Source organism: Kitasatospora sp. NPDC048715 (assembly GCF_043198905.1).
GTDB classification, from domain to species: Bacteria; Actinomycetota; Actinomycetes; order Streptomycetales; family Streptomycetaceae; genus Kitasatospora; species Kitasatospora lactacystinica.
The window spans coordinates 905,235-918,394 of the sequence record NZ_JBICVH010000001.1 but is presented as its reverse complement, the minus strand read 5'-3'; the positions used below and the strand labels follow the sequence as shown (position 1 = coordinate 918,394).

Genomic DNA, 13,160 nt, shown 5'->3' with positions numbered 1-13,160 from the left:
TCCGCCGCGAACGGAGCGATCTTCGCCTCGGCCAGCGAACGCACCGCCTCACGGAGCATCCCGTGCTCCTCGGAGATCCGGAAGAGATCGAAGTCAGCCGCCCCTGCGCTGCCCGCCATGATGCCTGCCTCGTCGTTCAGTGACCGGTGCCCGATCGAGGTCCGATCGGCGCCCGGTGCGAGTCGAATCCGCGGTTAACTACCGTTCAGTAGAGATCCTAGGGCGCCGACCTGCGGCTGCCTAGCGTTCAGGGCGGCCCCTCGGGCGTGCAGGTGATCCCGGCGCGCCCTCGACGGGCGGATAGCATCAGGGCATCCGTACTGGTCGCGTCCGCATCCAAGGAGAACCCGTGACCCTCCGCATCTCCGTGATCGGCACCGGCTACCTCGGCGCCACGCACGCCGCCGCGATGGCCGAGTTCGGCTTCGAGGTGCTGGGTCTGGACATCGACCCCGACAAGATCGCCATGCTGACCGCGGGTCGCGTCCCGATGTACGAGCCGGGGCTCTCCGAACTGCTGCTCAAGCACGTGGCCGGGCACGAGGGTTCGACCGGACGGCTGCGCTTCACCACCTCCGCCCAGGAGGCCGCCGAGTTCGGCGACGTGCACTTCATCTGCGTCAACACCCCGCAGCGCAAGGGCGAGTTCGCCGCCGACATGTCGTACGTCGACACCGCGATCGACGAGCTCGCACCGCACCTGACCCGTCCCGCGCTGGTGGTCGGCAAGTCCACCGTCCCGGTCGGCTCGGCGGCCCGGCTGGCCGAGCGGCTGGCCGCGCTGGCGCCGGTCGGCGAGGGCGCCGAACTCGCCTGGAACCCGGAGTTCCTGCGCGAGGGGTTCGCCGTGCAGGACACCCTGCGGCCGGACCGGATCGTGGTCGGCGCCCAGAGCGAGCGGGCCGAGCGGGTGCTGCGCGAGGTGTACGCGGAGCCGATCGCGGCCGGGGTGCCGTTCATGGTCACCGACTACGCGACCGCCGAACTGGTCAAGGCGGCCGCCAACTCCTTCCTGGCCACCAAGATCTCCTTCATCAACGCGATGGCCGAGGTCTGCGAGGCGGCCGGCGCGGACGTCACCCAGCTCAGCAAGGCGCTCGCCTACGACGAGCGGATCGGCGGCAAGTTCCTCAACTCCGGCCTCGGTTTCGGCGGCGGCTGCCTGCCCAAGGACATCCGGGCGTTCATGGCCCGGGCCGGTGAGCTCGGCGCCGACCAGGCGCTGACCTTCCTGCGCGAGGTCGACTCGATCAACATGCGGCGCCGTTCCCGGATGGTCGAGCTGGCCCGCGAGCAGTGCGGCGGCGGCTTCCTGGGCCGCCGGGTCGCCGTCCTCGGCGCCGCCTTCAAGCCCAACTCGGACGACATCCGGGACTCCCCCGCCCTCAACGTGGCCGCCCAGATCCAGCTCCAGGGCGCCCAGGTCACCGTCTACGACCCGAAGGCCGTGGACAACGCCCGCAAGATGTTCCCGTCCCTCACCTACGCCCACTCCGCCCTGGAGGCCGCCGAGGGCGCCCACGTGGTCCTCCACCTCACCGAGTGGTCCGAGTTCCGCGAGCTGGACCCGTCCGCGCTCGGCGCCGTGGTCGCCGAACGACGCCTCCTCGACGGCCGCAACGTCCTGGACGCCGAGGCCTGGCGGGCCGCCGGCTGGACCTACCGCGCCCTGGGCCGCCCGAGCTGACGAGTCCGCTCCCGAGCGCCCGTCCCCGACCCCGGGGGCGGGCGCTCGCGCGTTCCCGGACCCAAGTATTTGAACATGTTCAACTCTCGTGCGAGGATCGGGCCACCCGCTGTCCGCGGTGGTCCGAAGACCGGGGGGTCCTTCATGCGCAAGTCGTTCGTCCGGTCGGCCGTCGGCTGCGCGGCGGTCGCCGCGCTCCTGCTCTTCTTCGCGAGCCGCTTCGTGCTCGCCCTCGACGACCTCGCCTCCGGCGAACCCGTCAAGGCCGACTGTTCGAAGGTCGTGGACTTCGCGGGCGGATCCATGCCCGCGCAGGCCACCGGGGCCCGCTGCACGGACACCAGCGGCTGGCAGGAGCAGGGGTACACCGGCGAGTTCCGGATGCCCCGGACCGACCTGGCCGCCCGACTGGTCGCCGCGTTCCCGCGCGTCCGGCTGATCAGCGACGAGACCTGGGGAATGACCCTCCGGAACCGCGACGAGACCGATGGGAACCGGCCCCGGGGGAAGGCCTGGGTCGTCGAACTGGAGATCACGTACGACAACGACACGACGGCCCTGGTCAAGCTCAACGCCACCAACATCTGAGCCCAGGAATCCGGCGCCCGCGAACGTCGTTGGTACCGGCATGACGAGCTACGGCGACGAAGCGGCGGTCCGCGAGATCCTCACCCGCACCGGCGACACCTGGGCGGTGGTGGGCCTGTCCACCAACACCGCCCGGGCCGCGTACGGGGTGGCCAGGGTGCTCCAGGAGTACGGCAAGCGGATCGTGCCCGTGCACCCGAAGGCCGAGACGGTCCTCGGCGAGCAGGGCTACGCCTCGCTCGCCGAGGTGCCGTTCCCGGTCGACGTGGTGGACGTGTTCGTGAACAGCGCGCTGGCCGGGGAGGTGGCCGACCAGGCGGTGGCCGCCGGGGCGAGGGCGGTCTGGTTCCAGCTGGGAGTCGTCGACGAGGCCGCCTACGGGCGGACCCGGGCGGCCGGGCTCGCCATGGTGATGGACAGGTGCCCGGCCATCGAGATCCCCAGGCTTCAGGCCTGAGGGCCGTCCAGCTGCGCGATGGTGGCGATGGACGGGCGGCGGCTCGCGCGCAGCCCGGCCGCCGCCGATTCGGCGTCGCGCAGGACGCGCACGGCGTTGTGCCAGGTGAGCTTGGCCAGGTCGGCCTCCGACCAGTTGCGGCCGAGGAGTTCGGCGACCAGGTTGGGGTAGCCGGCCACCGAGTCCAGGCCGTCCGGCAGGAAGGCGGTGCCGTCGAAGTCGCCGCCGATGCCGATGTGGTCGATGCCGGCCACCTCGCGCATGTGGTCGAGGTGGTCGGCGACGGTGGCCGGGGTGGCGATCGGGCGCGGGTTGGCGGCCTCGAAGGCGCGCTGGCGCTCCATGGCCGGCGGGGTGGTGTCCAGCGGGTGGAAGCCGTGGGCGCGCATGTTCTCGTCGGCGGCCCTGGTCCAGTCGATGGCGGCGGGCAGGATGAACTTGGGCACGAAGGTCGCCATCGCCACGCCGCCGTTGGCGGGCAGCTGGGCGAGCACGTCGTCCGGGATGTTGCGCGGGTGGTCGCAGACCGCGCGCGAGGAGGAGTGCGAGAAGACGACCGGCGCCTCGGTCACCCGCAGGGCGTCGCGCATGGTGTCGGCGGAGACGTGCGAGAGGTCGACCAGCATGCCGAGCCGGTTCATCTCCCGGACGACCTCCTCGCCGAACCGGGTCAGCCCGCCGGCCACCGGCTTGTCGGTCGCGGAGTCCGCCCACGGCACGTTGTCGTTGTGGGTGAGCGTCAGGTACCGCACGCCCAGCTCGTACAGGGCGCGCAGGGTGGCCAGCGAGCAGTCGATGGAGTGGCCGCCCTCGGCACCCATCAGGGAGGCGATCCGGCCCTCGGCGCGGGCGGCCTCGATGTCCGCGGCGGTACGGGCCAGGCGCAGCCGGTCCGGGTAGCGCTCGACCAGGGCGTGGACGAAGTCGATCTGCTCCAGGGTGGCGCTCACGGCGTGGTCGCCGGCCAGCGAGGAGGGGACGTAGACGGACCAGAACTGCGCGCCGACCCCGCCCTCCGCGAGGCGGGCGAGGTCGGTGTGCAGGCGGTCGCTCTGGTCGGCGGCGAGGTCGAGCGCGCCGAGGTCGTATCCGGCCTGCTCGCGCATCGCCCAGGGGAGGTCGTTGTGGCCGTCCACCACGGGGGCGGTGCGCAGCAGGGCGCGGGCGCGGTCCAGCGGGGTGGGGGAGTCCGTCCGAGAAGTCATACGGGTTGTTCTACCCCACCCCCACCAGGGGATTACTTGCCGAAGCCGAAGGAGGAGGAACCGGCCACCTTGGCGCGCAGCTTCTGACCCTTCTCGGTGGCCTGGTTGTTCAGCTCGGCCTGGAACTCGGTCATCTTCTCGGTGAGCTCGGGGTCGAAGGCGGCGAGCATCCGCACCGCGAGCAGGCCGGCGTTGCGCGCGCCGGCCACCGAGACGGTCGCCACCGGGACGCCGGCGGGCATCTGGACGATCGACAGCAGGCTGTCCATGCCGTCCAGGTAGCGCAGCGGCACCGGCACGCCGATGACCGGCAGCGGGGTGACGGAGGCGAGCATGCCCGGCAGGTGGGCCGCGCCGCCGGCGCCGGCGATGATCGCCTTCAGGCCGCGCAGGTGGGCGTTCTCGCCGTACGCGACCATCTCGCGGGGCATCCGGTGGGCGGAGACGACGTCCACCTCGTAGGGGATCTCGAACTCGTCGAGCGCCTGGGCGGCGGCCTCCATGACCGGCCAGTCGGAGTCCGAGCCCATCACGATGCCGACGAGGGGGGCGGTCGAAGCGGGGCTCATTCGGTGATCGTTCCTCGCAGGTAGGCGGCCGCGTGGCGGGCGCGCTCGCGGACGTCTTCGAGGTCGTCCCCGAAGACGTTGACGTGGCCGACCTTGCGGCCGGGCTTCACGTCCTTCCCGTACATGTGGATCCGCAGCCCGGGGTCGCGGGCCATGCAGTGCAGGAAGGGGCGGTACATGTCCGGGTAGTCGCCGCCGAGGACGTTGACCATGACGGTCCACTTGGCGCGCGGGCGGGGGTCGCCGAGCGGGAGGTCGAGGACGGCCCGCAGGTGGTTCTCGAACTGCGAGGTGACGGCGCCGTCCTGGGTCCAGTGCCCGGAGTTGTGCGGACGCATGGCCAGCTCGTTGACGAGGATGCGGCCGTCCCGGGTCTGGAACAGCTCGACGGCGAGGTGGCCGACGATGCCGAGGTCGCCGGCGATCCGCAGGGCGAGCTGCTGGGCCTCGTCGGACAGGGCCGGGTCGAGGTCCGGCGCGGGGGCGGTGACCTCGGCGCAGACGCCGTTCTCCTGGACGCTCTCCACCACCGGGTAGGCGACGGCCTGCCCGCTGGGCGAGCGGACCACGTTGGCGGCCAGCTCGCGGACGAAGTCGACCTTCTCCTCGGCCAGCACCGCGACGCCGGCCAGGAACGGGGCCTGCGCCTGCTCCTCGTCGTCGACGACCCAGACGCCCTTGCCGTCGTAGCCGCCGCGGACGGTCTTGAGGACGACCGGGTAACCGGAGCCCTCCTCGGCGAAGGCGGTGACGTCGGCCGGGTCGGCGACGATCCGGTGCCGGGGGCAGGGCACGTCGATGGAGTCCAGCTTGGCCCGCATCACGCCCTTGTCCTGGGCGTTGACCAGCGCGTCCGGGCCGGGGCGGACGGCGATGCCGTCGGCCTCCAGGGCCCGCAGGTGCTCGGTGGGGACGTGCTCGTGGTCGAAGGTGATCACGTCGCAGCCGGCGGCGAAGGCGCGCAGGGTGTCGAGGTCGCGGTAGTCGCCGAGGACGACGTCGGACACCACCTGTGCGGCGGAGTCCTGGGGCGTGTCGGCGAGGAGTTTGAACCTGACCCCGAGCGGGATGCCCGCCTGGTGTGCCATGCGGGCCAGCTGCCCGCCACCGATCATGCCCACCACTGGAAAATTCACATTGCCCGGGGAAGTCACGCGGCCCAGGATATCCGGGCCGGTCGGGGGCGGTGGAGCCGCCGGTGGGGCCGTCGGGGCGGACGCGCGTAGATGTCAACCTGTCGCCCTGGGGGCTGAGCCGTTCGATGGAAGCGGGTAGCCTGGACGGCCAGGTCCTGGTCTGCGCGGTCCGATCATGTGCGTGCACGCAGGGCTCAAGGGGTGGCCGCGCCGTCGCGGCAGGCCCTTTCGTCCCGCAGGCACATGGAGGCAGTCCGGTATGGCGACGACCGCAGCTTCGAACCCCCCGCTCGCACAGAAGATGCGTGGGATCACGGGCGAAGTCGTGAAGTTCGGCATCGTCGGCCTGAGCGGCGTGGTGGTCAACTTCGCCGTCTTCTGGGTCTGCATCAACGGCATGGGCCTGGCCTCGGTCCGGTCGAACATCGTCGCGACGGTGATCGCGATCGCGACCAACTACCTGGGCTACCGCTACTGGCTCTACCGGGACCGCGACGCCGCCTCCCGCAGGCGCGAGATCACGCTCTTCCTGGTCTACAGCGGCATCGGCATGCTGATCGAGACCGGCGTCCTCGGCTTCTCGGTGTACGTACTCGACCTGCGCTCGCACTACGAGCAGATCGGCGCCAAGGTGATCGGCCTCGCCGTGGCCACCGTGTTCCGCTTCGTCTCGTACCGCACCTGGGTGTTCAAGGCCGTGCCGGAGCCCGTCGGACTGCCCGCCCAGCAGGCGGTGGACGCCACCAGCGGCCAGGAGCTGGCCGCACAGGCCGAGCTGATGCTGGCCACCGAGCGGATCCGCCTCGCCAAGGCCGAGTAGGCCCCGCGCCCCGCGCCCCTCGCACCCCCCTTCGCTCCTCGCAGCCCCGGCAGCCCGAACGCGGCCGCCGGGGCCTGCCGTGTCCGGCGGGCTTGCCGGGTCCGCCGGGCTTGCCGCGTCCGCCGCGGCCGGAGGAGAGTGGTTACCGAGGGCGAGCACGGCCGGCGGACGATCGTGGCCGAGGGGGTCCAGGAGGCTCGCCATGACGTTCGTCCAGATCATCGACTGCAGGACCGACAGGCTCGACGACCTCAACCGGCTGCTGGACACCTGGGTCGAGGCGACCCGGGGCAGGCGGACCGCTTCCCACGCGGTGATCGGCACCGACCGTTCCGACACCGCGCACGTGGTGCAGATCGTGGAGTTCCCCTCCTACGCGGCGGCGATGGAGAACTCCGCCCTGCCCGAGACCGACCGGATCTTCCGCGAGATGGTGGCGCTCTGCGACGCCCCGCCCACCTTCACCGACCTCGACGTGGTCCGCGACGCGCAGTTCGACTAGCCAGGCCCGGGCCCGTTCAGTCCTGGTGGCTGCGTCCGAGGAAGAGCGCGAACACCGCCGGCTTCAGCGAGAGCAGTTCGAGCCGCCCGCCGTCCGCCTCCGCGAGGTCGCGGGCGACGGCCAGACCGATGCCGGTGGAGTTGCGCCCGCTGACCGCGCGCTCGAACACCCGGTTGCCGAGGTCCGCCGGCACGCCCGCGCCCTCGTCCTGGACCTCGACCACCGCCGAGGTGCCGGACGGCCGGACCCGCAGGGTGATAGTCCCGGCGCCGTGCATCAGCGAGTTCTCGATCAGGGTGGCCAGCACCTGGGCGACCGTCCCCGGGGTGCCGACCGCGGTGACCCCGTGCAGCCCCTCCAGGGAGAGCACCCGGCCCTGCTCCCGCAGCGTCGGGCCCCACTCCTCCACCTGCTGCTTGATCACCTCGTCCAGGTCGAAGGCGACGGCGGTGGGGCTGCGCGGGTCGCGCTGGGTGGTGAGCAGCCGCTGGACCACGTCGGTGAGCCGCTCGACCTGCTGGAGGGCGATGGTCGCCTCCTCCTTGACCGTCTCCGGCTCCTCGGCGAGGGCGGTGATCTCCTCCAGCCGCATGGAGAGCGCGGTGAGCGGGGTGCGCAGCTGGTGCGAGGCGTCGGCGGCGAGCCGGCGCTCGGCGGTGAGCATCCGGGCGATCCGCTCGGCACTGGTGTCCAGCACCTCGGCGACCCGGTCGAGCTCGGGCACCCCGTAGCGGCGGTCGCGCGGGCGCGGGTCGCCGGAGCCGAGCCGCTCGGCGGTCTCGGCGAGGTCGGTGAGCGGCCGGGCGAGCCGCTTGGCCTGCCAGACGGCGAGGGCCACCGCGGCCTGGACGGCGAGCAGGGCGACCACGCCGAGCAGCAGCAGGTTGTTGGCGATCTCGTGGTCGACGTCCTCGCGGGACTGTTCGACGGTGACGGTCTCGCCGCTGTTGCCGCGCTCGACGGCCTTCAGCAGGTGGTTCCCGGCGGGGCGCTCGCCCGCGGAGACCACCGGCTGGCCGGGCACCTGCACCTCGACGTAGCTGCCCTCGGTGATCTGGCTCTCGAAGGCCCGCCCGGTGACCGGCTCCCCCGCGGCGAGCCGGCTCTCGACCAGGGCGAGCACCCGGACGGCGGCCGCGTCCACCCGGTCCTGGGCCGAGTTGACGATGGTCCGCTTCTCGACCAGGGCGAGCGGTACGCAGAACACCACGACGACCACCAGGACGACGCCCAGCAGCGAGTTGATCATCCTGCGTTTCACGCTGCCGCTCCCCGGGGTGTTCCACTGCCGCGGGCCGAGGGCCCGTTCTCCGTCAGGGACTAATTCTTCTCGAACCGGAACCCGACTCCGCGCACGGTGGCGATGTAGCGGGGGTTGGCCGCGTCGTCGCCGAGCTTCTTGCGGAGCCAGGAGATGTGCATGTCCAGGGTCTTGGTGGAGGTCCACCAGGTGGTGTCCCAGACCTGCCGCATGATCTCCTCGCGGGTGACCACCCGGCCGGCGTCCCGGACCAGGACCCGCAGCAGCTCGAACTCCTTGGCGGAGAGGGTGAGCTCCTCGTCGCCGAGCCAGGCGCGGTGGGACTCGATGTCGATCTTCACACCGTGCGCGCCGGTGGTGAGCTGGTCGACGTTGCCGCGCCGGAGCAGGGCCCGGACGCGGGCGAGGAGTTCGGCCAGGCGGAAGGGCTTGGTGACGTAGTCGTCGGCACCGGCGTCCAGGCCGACCACGGTGTCCACCTCGTCCGCGCGGGCGGTGAGCACCAGGACGGGGCAGCTCTTGCCGTCGGCACGCAGGCGGCGGCAGACCTCCAGGCCGTCCATCTCGGGCAGGCCGAGGTCCAGGACGACGAGGTCGACCTCCTCGGTGAGGCCCGCGGCCAGTGCGGTCGGACCGTCCTCGCGGACGAGCACCTCATAGCCCTCGCGTCGCAGGGCCCGGGCGAGCGGTTCGGAGATCGCCGGATCGTCCTCGGCGAGCAGCACACAGGTCATGTGGTGATGGTAGTCCGCCGGGGTAACGCCGGACGCCCTGTGAGGTAGTTCACAGAGCGTGATCGTTATACAAGGCCCCGATCGCACCCAACGGGCCGCAGCGGACCGGCCGTTCGGCGAAGAATCTCCGTTTGGATCTTGAAACCGAAGGAAGACGCGCCCATCTACCATCGATAGATCGGGAAGATCTGGCGCCGACTTTGCCATTCCCATACCTGATTCAAGGCTTTTGTCATCTGATAAAGCCAAATGTCGCCACGTAGAGTGGTTTCGTCCACGTCCGCCGCCACCCCCCTAGGCGGACGCTGTCAGGCAAGGAACCACTACTCATGGCGTCGAAGACCCTGGACGCCGACATGACGTCGGCCTCTCCCGGCGGCAAGACCTTCCTCGGGCATCCCCGAGGTCTTGCCACCCTGTTCATGACCGAGATGTGGGAGCGCTTCTCCTACTACGGCATGCGCGCCCTGCTCATCTACTACCTGGTCTCCGGTGGCGCCGACGCCGCCGTGGGCAGCCAGGGCGGCGGCCTCGCCATGACGGCGACGACGGCGACGGCGATCTACTCCGTCTACGTCTCGATGGTCTACCTCATGGCCTACCCCGGCGGCTGGTTCGGTGACCGGGTCTGGGGTGCCCGCAAGACCGTCGCCATCGCCGGGTTCGTGATCATGTTCGGCCACATCGCGCTGGCCGTCCCGGGCCAGGCGGCGTTCTTCCTCGGCCTGCTCCTCGTCGCGCTCGGCTCCGGGCTGCTGAAGGCCAACATCTCCACGATGGTCGGCCAGCTCTACAACGGCCCCGAGGACCCGCGCCGCGACGGTGGCTTCACCGTCTTCTACATGAGCATCAACCTCGGTGCCTTCGTCGCCCCGTTCATCATCGGGACGATCGGCAAGGAGTACAGCTGGCACCTGGGCTTCGGTATCGCCGCGGTCGGCATGGCCTTCGGCCTGGTGCAGTTCCTGCTGGGCAGCCGCCACCTGAGCCCCAAGAGCAGCAAGGTCCCCAACCCGCTCAAGCCCGCGGAGCGCAACAGCCTGCTGGTGAAGGCCGGCATCGCCGTCGCCGCCACCGCCGTCTTCTACGCCGTGATCGTCGGGCTGGGCGTCTACACCCTGAACTGGGCCCTCGTCCCGCTCACCCTGGCCGGTCTGCTCATCCCGATCGCCGTGCTGGTCCGGATCAAGCGCGACAAGGACCTCAGCGCCGGCGAGCAGTCCAAGATGTCCGCCTACATCTGGTTCTTCGCCGCGGCCGCCATCTTCTGGATGATCTACGACCAGGGCGGGTCGACCCTCTCCCTGTTCGCCGACAAGAAGACCGCCGACAGCCTGTTCGGCCTCGGCTTCTCGGCCACCTGGTACCAGTCGCTCAACCCGCTGTTCGTGATGGCGCTCGCGCCGGTGTTCGCCTGGCTGTGGCTGTGGCTCTCCCGCCGCAACAAGGAGCCGAACACCATCGTGAAGTTCTCGATGGGCCTGGTCCTGGTCGGCGCCTCGTTCTTCATCTTCATCATCCCGATGAACATGGCGGACGGCGGCACCATGGTCTCCCCGATGTGGCTCGTCTCGATCTACCTGATCCAGACCATCGGTGAGCTCTGCCTCTCCCCGGTCGGCCTCTCGGTCACCACCAAGATGGCGCCGCAGAAGTACGCCTCCCAGATGATGGGCGTCTGGTTCCTCGCCGTCACCGCCGGTGACTGCACCACCAGCCTGCTCTCGCTGGCCGGCGTCAACCTCGACGGCAACGGGATCATCGCGATGCAGGCGTCGCTCGCGGTCCTCGCCGGGCTCGCCGTCTTCGGCTACCGCAAGCGCGTCCAGGCCCTCATGGGCGACGTGCGCTGACGGACCGGCCTACGGCTCACGACTCCGGGGCCGCCGTGGATTCCTGAGATCCGCGGCGGCCCCGGCCGTCTTTCCCGGCCCCGCCCGTCCTCCGCCCCGGCCGCCCCGGCTGCCCGCCCGCCGAGGCCGCCGAGGCCGCCCCCGCCGCCGGGCGTTGTGCGCTCGACACGGACCCGGCGGCCGTGCCTATGGTGCCCCGCATGACGACCCCCTCCTTACCCCGTCAGCTGGCCCGCACCCGGCGGTTCACCCTGGGCGTCCCCGTCCAGCCGGAGCCCTCGCCGGACGGCACCACCGTGCTCTTCCTGCGCGGCCGGTCCGGCACCGACCCGCTCGCCTGCCTCTGGGCCCTGGACACCGCCACCGGCGAGGAACGGCTGATCGCGGACCCGGCCGTGCTCGGCGCCGCCGAGGGCATCGCCGGGTACAGCACCGACGCCGCCGGCGCGCTCGCCGCCTTCGCGCTGGACGGCGCCCTGTGGCTGGCCGACACCGCCCGCGGCACCGTCCGCGCCGTCCCCGTCCCCGTCCCGCCGCAGGACCCCCGGCTCGACCCGACCGGCCGCCGGATCGCCTACGTCGCCGCCGGCGCCCTGCGGGTGGTCGGCGTCGACGGCACGGACGACCGTCCGCTCGCCGAACCCGAGGCCGAGGACGTCTTCTACGGACTCGCCGAGTACGTCGCCGCCGAGGAGATGTTCCGCGACCGCGGCCACTGGTGGTCCCCCGACGGCACCGCGCTGCTGGTCGCCCGGGTCGACAACCGCCCGCTCGCCCGCTTCTTCCTGGCCGACCCCGCCGACCCGCACCGCCCGCCGCGCGCCGTCCGCTACCCGCTGGCCGGCACCGCCAACGCCGAGGTCTCGCTGCGGCTGCTCGGCCTCGACGGCACGGACACCGGGGTCCGCTGGGACCGCGCCGCCTTCGAGTACCTCACCGCCGCCGGCTGGGACGGCCACGGCCCGTACGCCGCCGTGCAGAGCCGCGATCAGCGCACCGTCCGCACCCTGGCGATCGAGCCGGACGGCGCCTCCCGGGTGCTCGCCGAGCGGCAGGACGCGCACTGGATCGAGCTGCTCCCCGGCCTGCCGGCCCGCACCGGGGGCGGCGCCCTGGTGGACACCGCCGACCTGGGCGACACCCGGCACCTGACCGTCGACGGCAAGCCGGTCACCCCGCCCGGGCTCCAGCTGCGCGCGGTGCTCGGGACGGACGGCGAGCAGGTCCTGTTCACCGCCTCCGACGAACCCACCGAGACCCACCTCTGGACGTACGGACCGGACACCGGCCCACGACGGCTCAGCAGCGGCCCCGGCCTGCACACCGGGGTGCGGCGCGGCGGCACGCTGGTCCTCATCACCTGTTCCCCCGGCCACCCCGGCGGCTTCACGACCGCTCTACGGGAAGGGTCGGCACCCCTCCCGCTCACCTCGTACGCCGAGCCGCCCATCGTCACCCCGCGGCCCGAACTGCTCCGGCTCGGCCCGCACGCCCTGCGCGCCACGCTCTTCCTGCCCGCCGGCCACCGCCCCGGGGACGGCCCGCTGCCCGTCCTGCTCGACCCGTACGGCGGACCCGCCGTGCAGAAGGCCACCACCGGCGGCCTCTGGTGGGACCAGGTCTCCCAGTGGTTCGCCGACCAGGGCTTCGCGGTCCTCGTGGTGGACGGCCGCGGCACCCCCGGGCGCGGGCCGCTTTGGGACAAGGCGATCCACGGCGACAAGGCGGGGCCCGCCCTCGACGACCAGGTCGAGGGCCTGCGGGCGGCCGACCGGCTGCGGCCCGGGCTGCTCGACCTCGACCGGGTCGGCATCCGCGGCTGGTCCTACGGCGGCTACCTCGCCGCCCTCGCGGTGCTGCGCCGCCCGGACGTCTTCCACGCCGCCTCCGCCGGGGCCGCCCCCACCGACTGGCGGTTCTACGACACCCACTGGCAGGAGCGCTTCCTCGGCCACCCCGACGAGCACCCCGAGCACTACGACAGCGGCTCGCTGATCGCCGAGGCGCCGAAGCTGAGCCGCCCGCTGCTGCTGGTCCAGGGCCTCGCCGACGACAACGTCTACCCCGCCCACACCCTGCGGCTCTCCGCCGCCCTCCTCGCCGCCGGCCGCCCGCACGAGGTCCTCCCGCTGCGCGCCACCGGCCACCGGCCGACGGACGAGGCGGTGGTGGAAAACCTGCTGCACCACGAACTGGAGTTCCTACGGCGCTCGTTGGGCCTGGAGTGATCAGCGCCGCGCCACCAAATGCCCTGAGGTTTTCGGCAGGCTGAATAGCTACCGGATCCCAAAGTCCATGCATTTCAACTGCCTTTCTGCGTACGGCAGTTGAGTGCTAGCGTTCATTTC

11 protein-coding genes and 2 pseudogenes are annotated in these 13,160 nt (G+C 71.8%); 7 read left to right on the top strand and 6 right to left on the bottom strand.

Annotation, left to right across the window (positions count from 1 at the left end):
- Positions 1-119: pseudogene (locus ACGFSC_RS04260) on the bottom strand (acyl-CoA dehydrogenase); the annotation flags it as partial.
- A gap of 230 nt (positions 120-349) precedes the next feature.
- On the opposite strand from ACGFSC_RS04260, the gene ACGFSC_RS04255 reads away from it, so the two are divergent.
- From ACGFSC_RS04255 to ACGFSC_RS04245, 3 genes are all read left to right on the top strand, one after another.
- Positions 350-1,687, top strand: a complete 1,338-nt coding sequence (locus ACGFSC_RS04255) for a UDP-glucose/GDP-mannose dehydrogenase family protein (protein WP_359906155.1) — start codon at positions 350-352, stop codon at positions 1,685-1,687.
- A gap of 144 nt (positions 1,688-1,831) precedes the next feature.
- On the top strand, positions 1,832-2,275 hold the full coding sequence (locus ACGFSC_RS04250; protein ID WP_359906153.1) for a hypothetical protein: 444 nt from the start codon (positions 1,832-1,834) through the stop codon (positions 2,273-2,275).
- Between the two features lie 40 nt (positions 2,276-2,315).
- Positions 2,316-2,732, top strand: coding sequence for a CoA-binding protein (locus ACGFSC_RS04245; RefSeq protein WP_359906150.1), 417 nt, complete (start codon positions 2,316-2,318; stop codon positions 2,730-2,732).
- On the opposite strand, the gene ACGFSC_RS04240 is transcribed toward ACGFSC_RS04245, so the two are convergent.
- Genes ACGFSC_RS04240 through ACGFSC_RS04230 form a run of 3 tightly spaced genes read right to left on the bottom strand, consistent with a single transcriptional unit; the run spans position 2,723 to position 5,642 of the window.
- The gene (locus tag ACGFSC_RS04240) at positions 2,723-3,937 is read right to left on the bottom strand and encodes a dipeptidase (RefSeq protein ID WP_359906147.1); all 1,215 of its coding nucleotides are present in this window, start codon (positions 3,935-3,937) and stop codon (positions 2,723-2,725) included. The genes ACGFSC_RS04245 and ACGFSC_RS04240 overlap by 10 nt on opposite strands.
- Positions 3,938-3,969: 32 nt before the next feature.
- A complete protein-coding gene (purE, locus tag ACGFSC_RS04235) occupies positions 3,970-4,506 on the bottom strand; it encodes a 5-(carboxyamino)imidazole ribonucleotide mutase (protein WP_359906144.1) in 537 nt (178 codons plus the stop codon).
- Positions 4,503-5,642, bottom strand: coding sequence for a 5-(carboxyamino)imidazole ribonucleotide synthase (locus ACGFSC_RS04230; RefSeq protein WP_359906141.1), 1,140 nt, complete (start codon positions 5,640-5,642; stop codon positions 4,503-4,505). Before ACGFSC_RS04230 ends, purE begins: the two co-directional genes overlap by 4 nt.
- 301 nt (positions 5,643-5,943) lie before the next feature.
- Here ACGFSC_RS04230 and ACGFSC_RS04225 point away from each other — a divergent pair, with 301 nt between their 5' ends.
- Entirely contained in the window at positions 5,944-6,462 is a 519-nt protein-coding gene (locus ACGFSC_RS04225; RefSeq protein WP_359906138.1) for a GtrA family protein, read from the top strand.
- 202 nt (positions 6,463-6,664) lie between these two features.
- Positions 6,665-6,961, top strand: a pseudogene (locus tag ACGFSC_RS04220) (ester cyclase); the annotation flags it as partial.
- Positions 6,962-6,980: 19 nt separating this feature from the next.
- Here the strand turns inward: ACGFSC_RS04220 and ACGFSC_RS04215 are convergent.
- Positions 6,981-8,225, bottom strand: a complete 1,245-nt coding sequence (locus tag ACGFSC_RS04215) for an ATP-binding protein (protein ID WP_359906135.1) — start codon at positions 8,223-8,225, stop codon at positions 6,981-6,983.
- Between the two features lie 59 nt (positions 8,226-8,284).
- On the bottom strand, positions 8,285-8,959 hold the full coding sequence (locus tag ACGFSC_RS04210; RefSeq protein WP_030058577.1) for a response regulator transcription factor: 675 nt from the start codon (positions 8,957-8,959) through the stop codon (positions 8,285-8,287).
- Between the two features lie 329 nt (positions 8,960-9,288).
- On the opposite strand from ACGFSC_RS04210, the gene ACGFSC_RS04205 reads away from it, so the two are divergent.
- Both ACGFSC_RS04205 and ACGFSC_RS04200 read left to right on the top strand, forming a co-directional pair.
- Positions 9,289-10,812: an oligopeptide:H+ symporter gene (locus ACGFSC_RS04205; RefSeq protein WP_359906132.1), complete on the top strand. Its 1,524-nt coding sequence runs from the start codon at positions 9,289-9,291 to the stop codon at positions 10,810-10,812.
- 200 nt (positions 10,813-11,012) lie between these two features.
- A complete protein-coding gene (locus ACGFSC_RS04200; protein ID WP_359906129.1) occupies positions 11,013-13,040 on the top strand; it encodes a prolyl oligopeptidase family serine peptidase in 2,028 nt (675 codons plus the stop codon).
- The last annotated feature ends 120 nt before the right edge of the window (positions 13,041-13,160 follow it).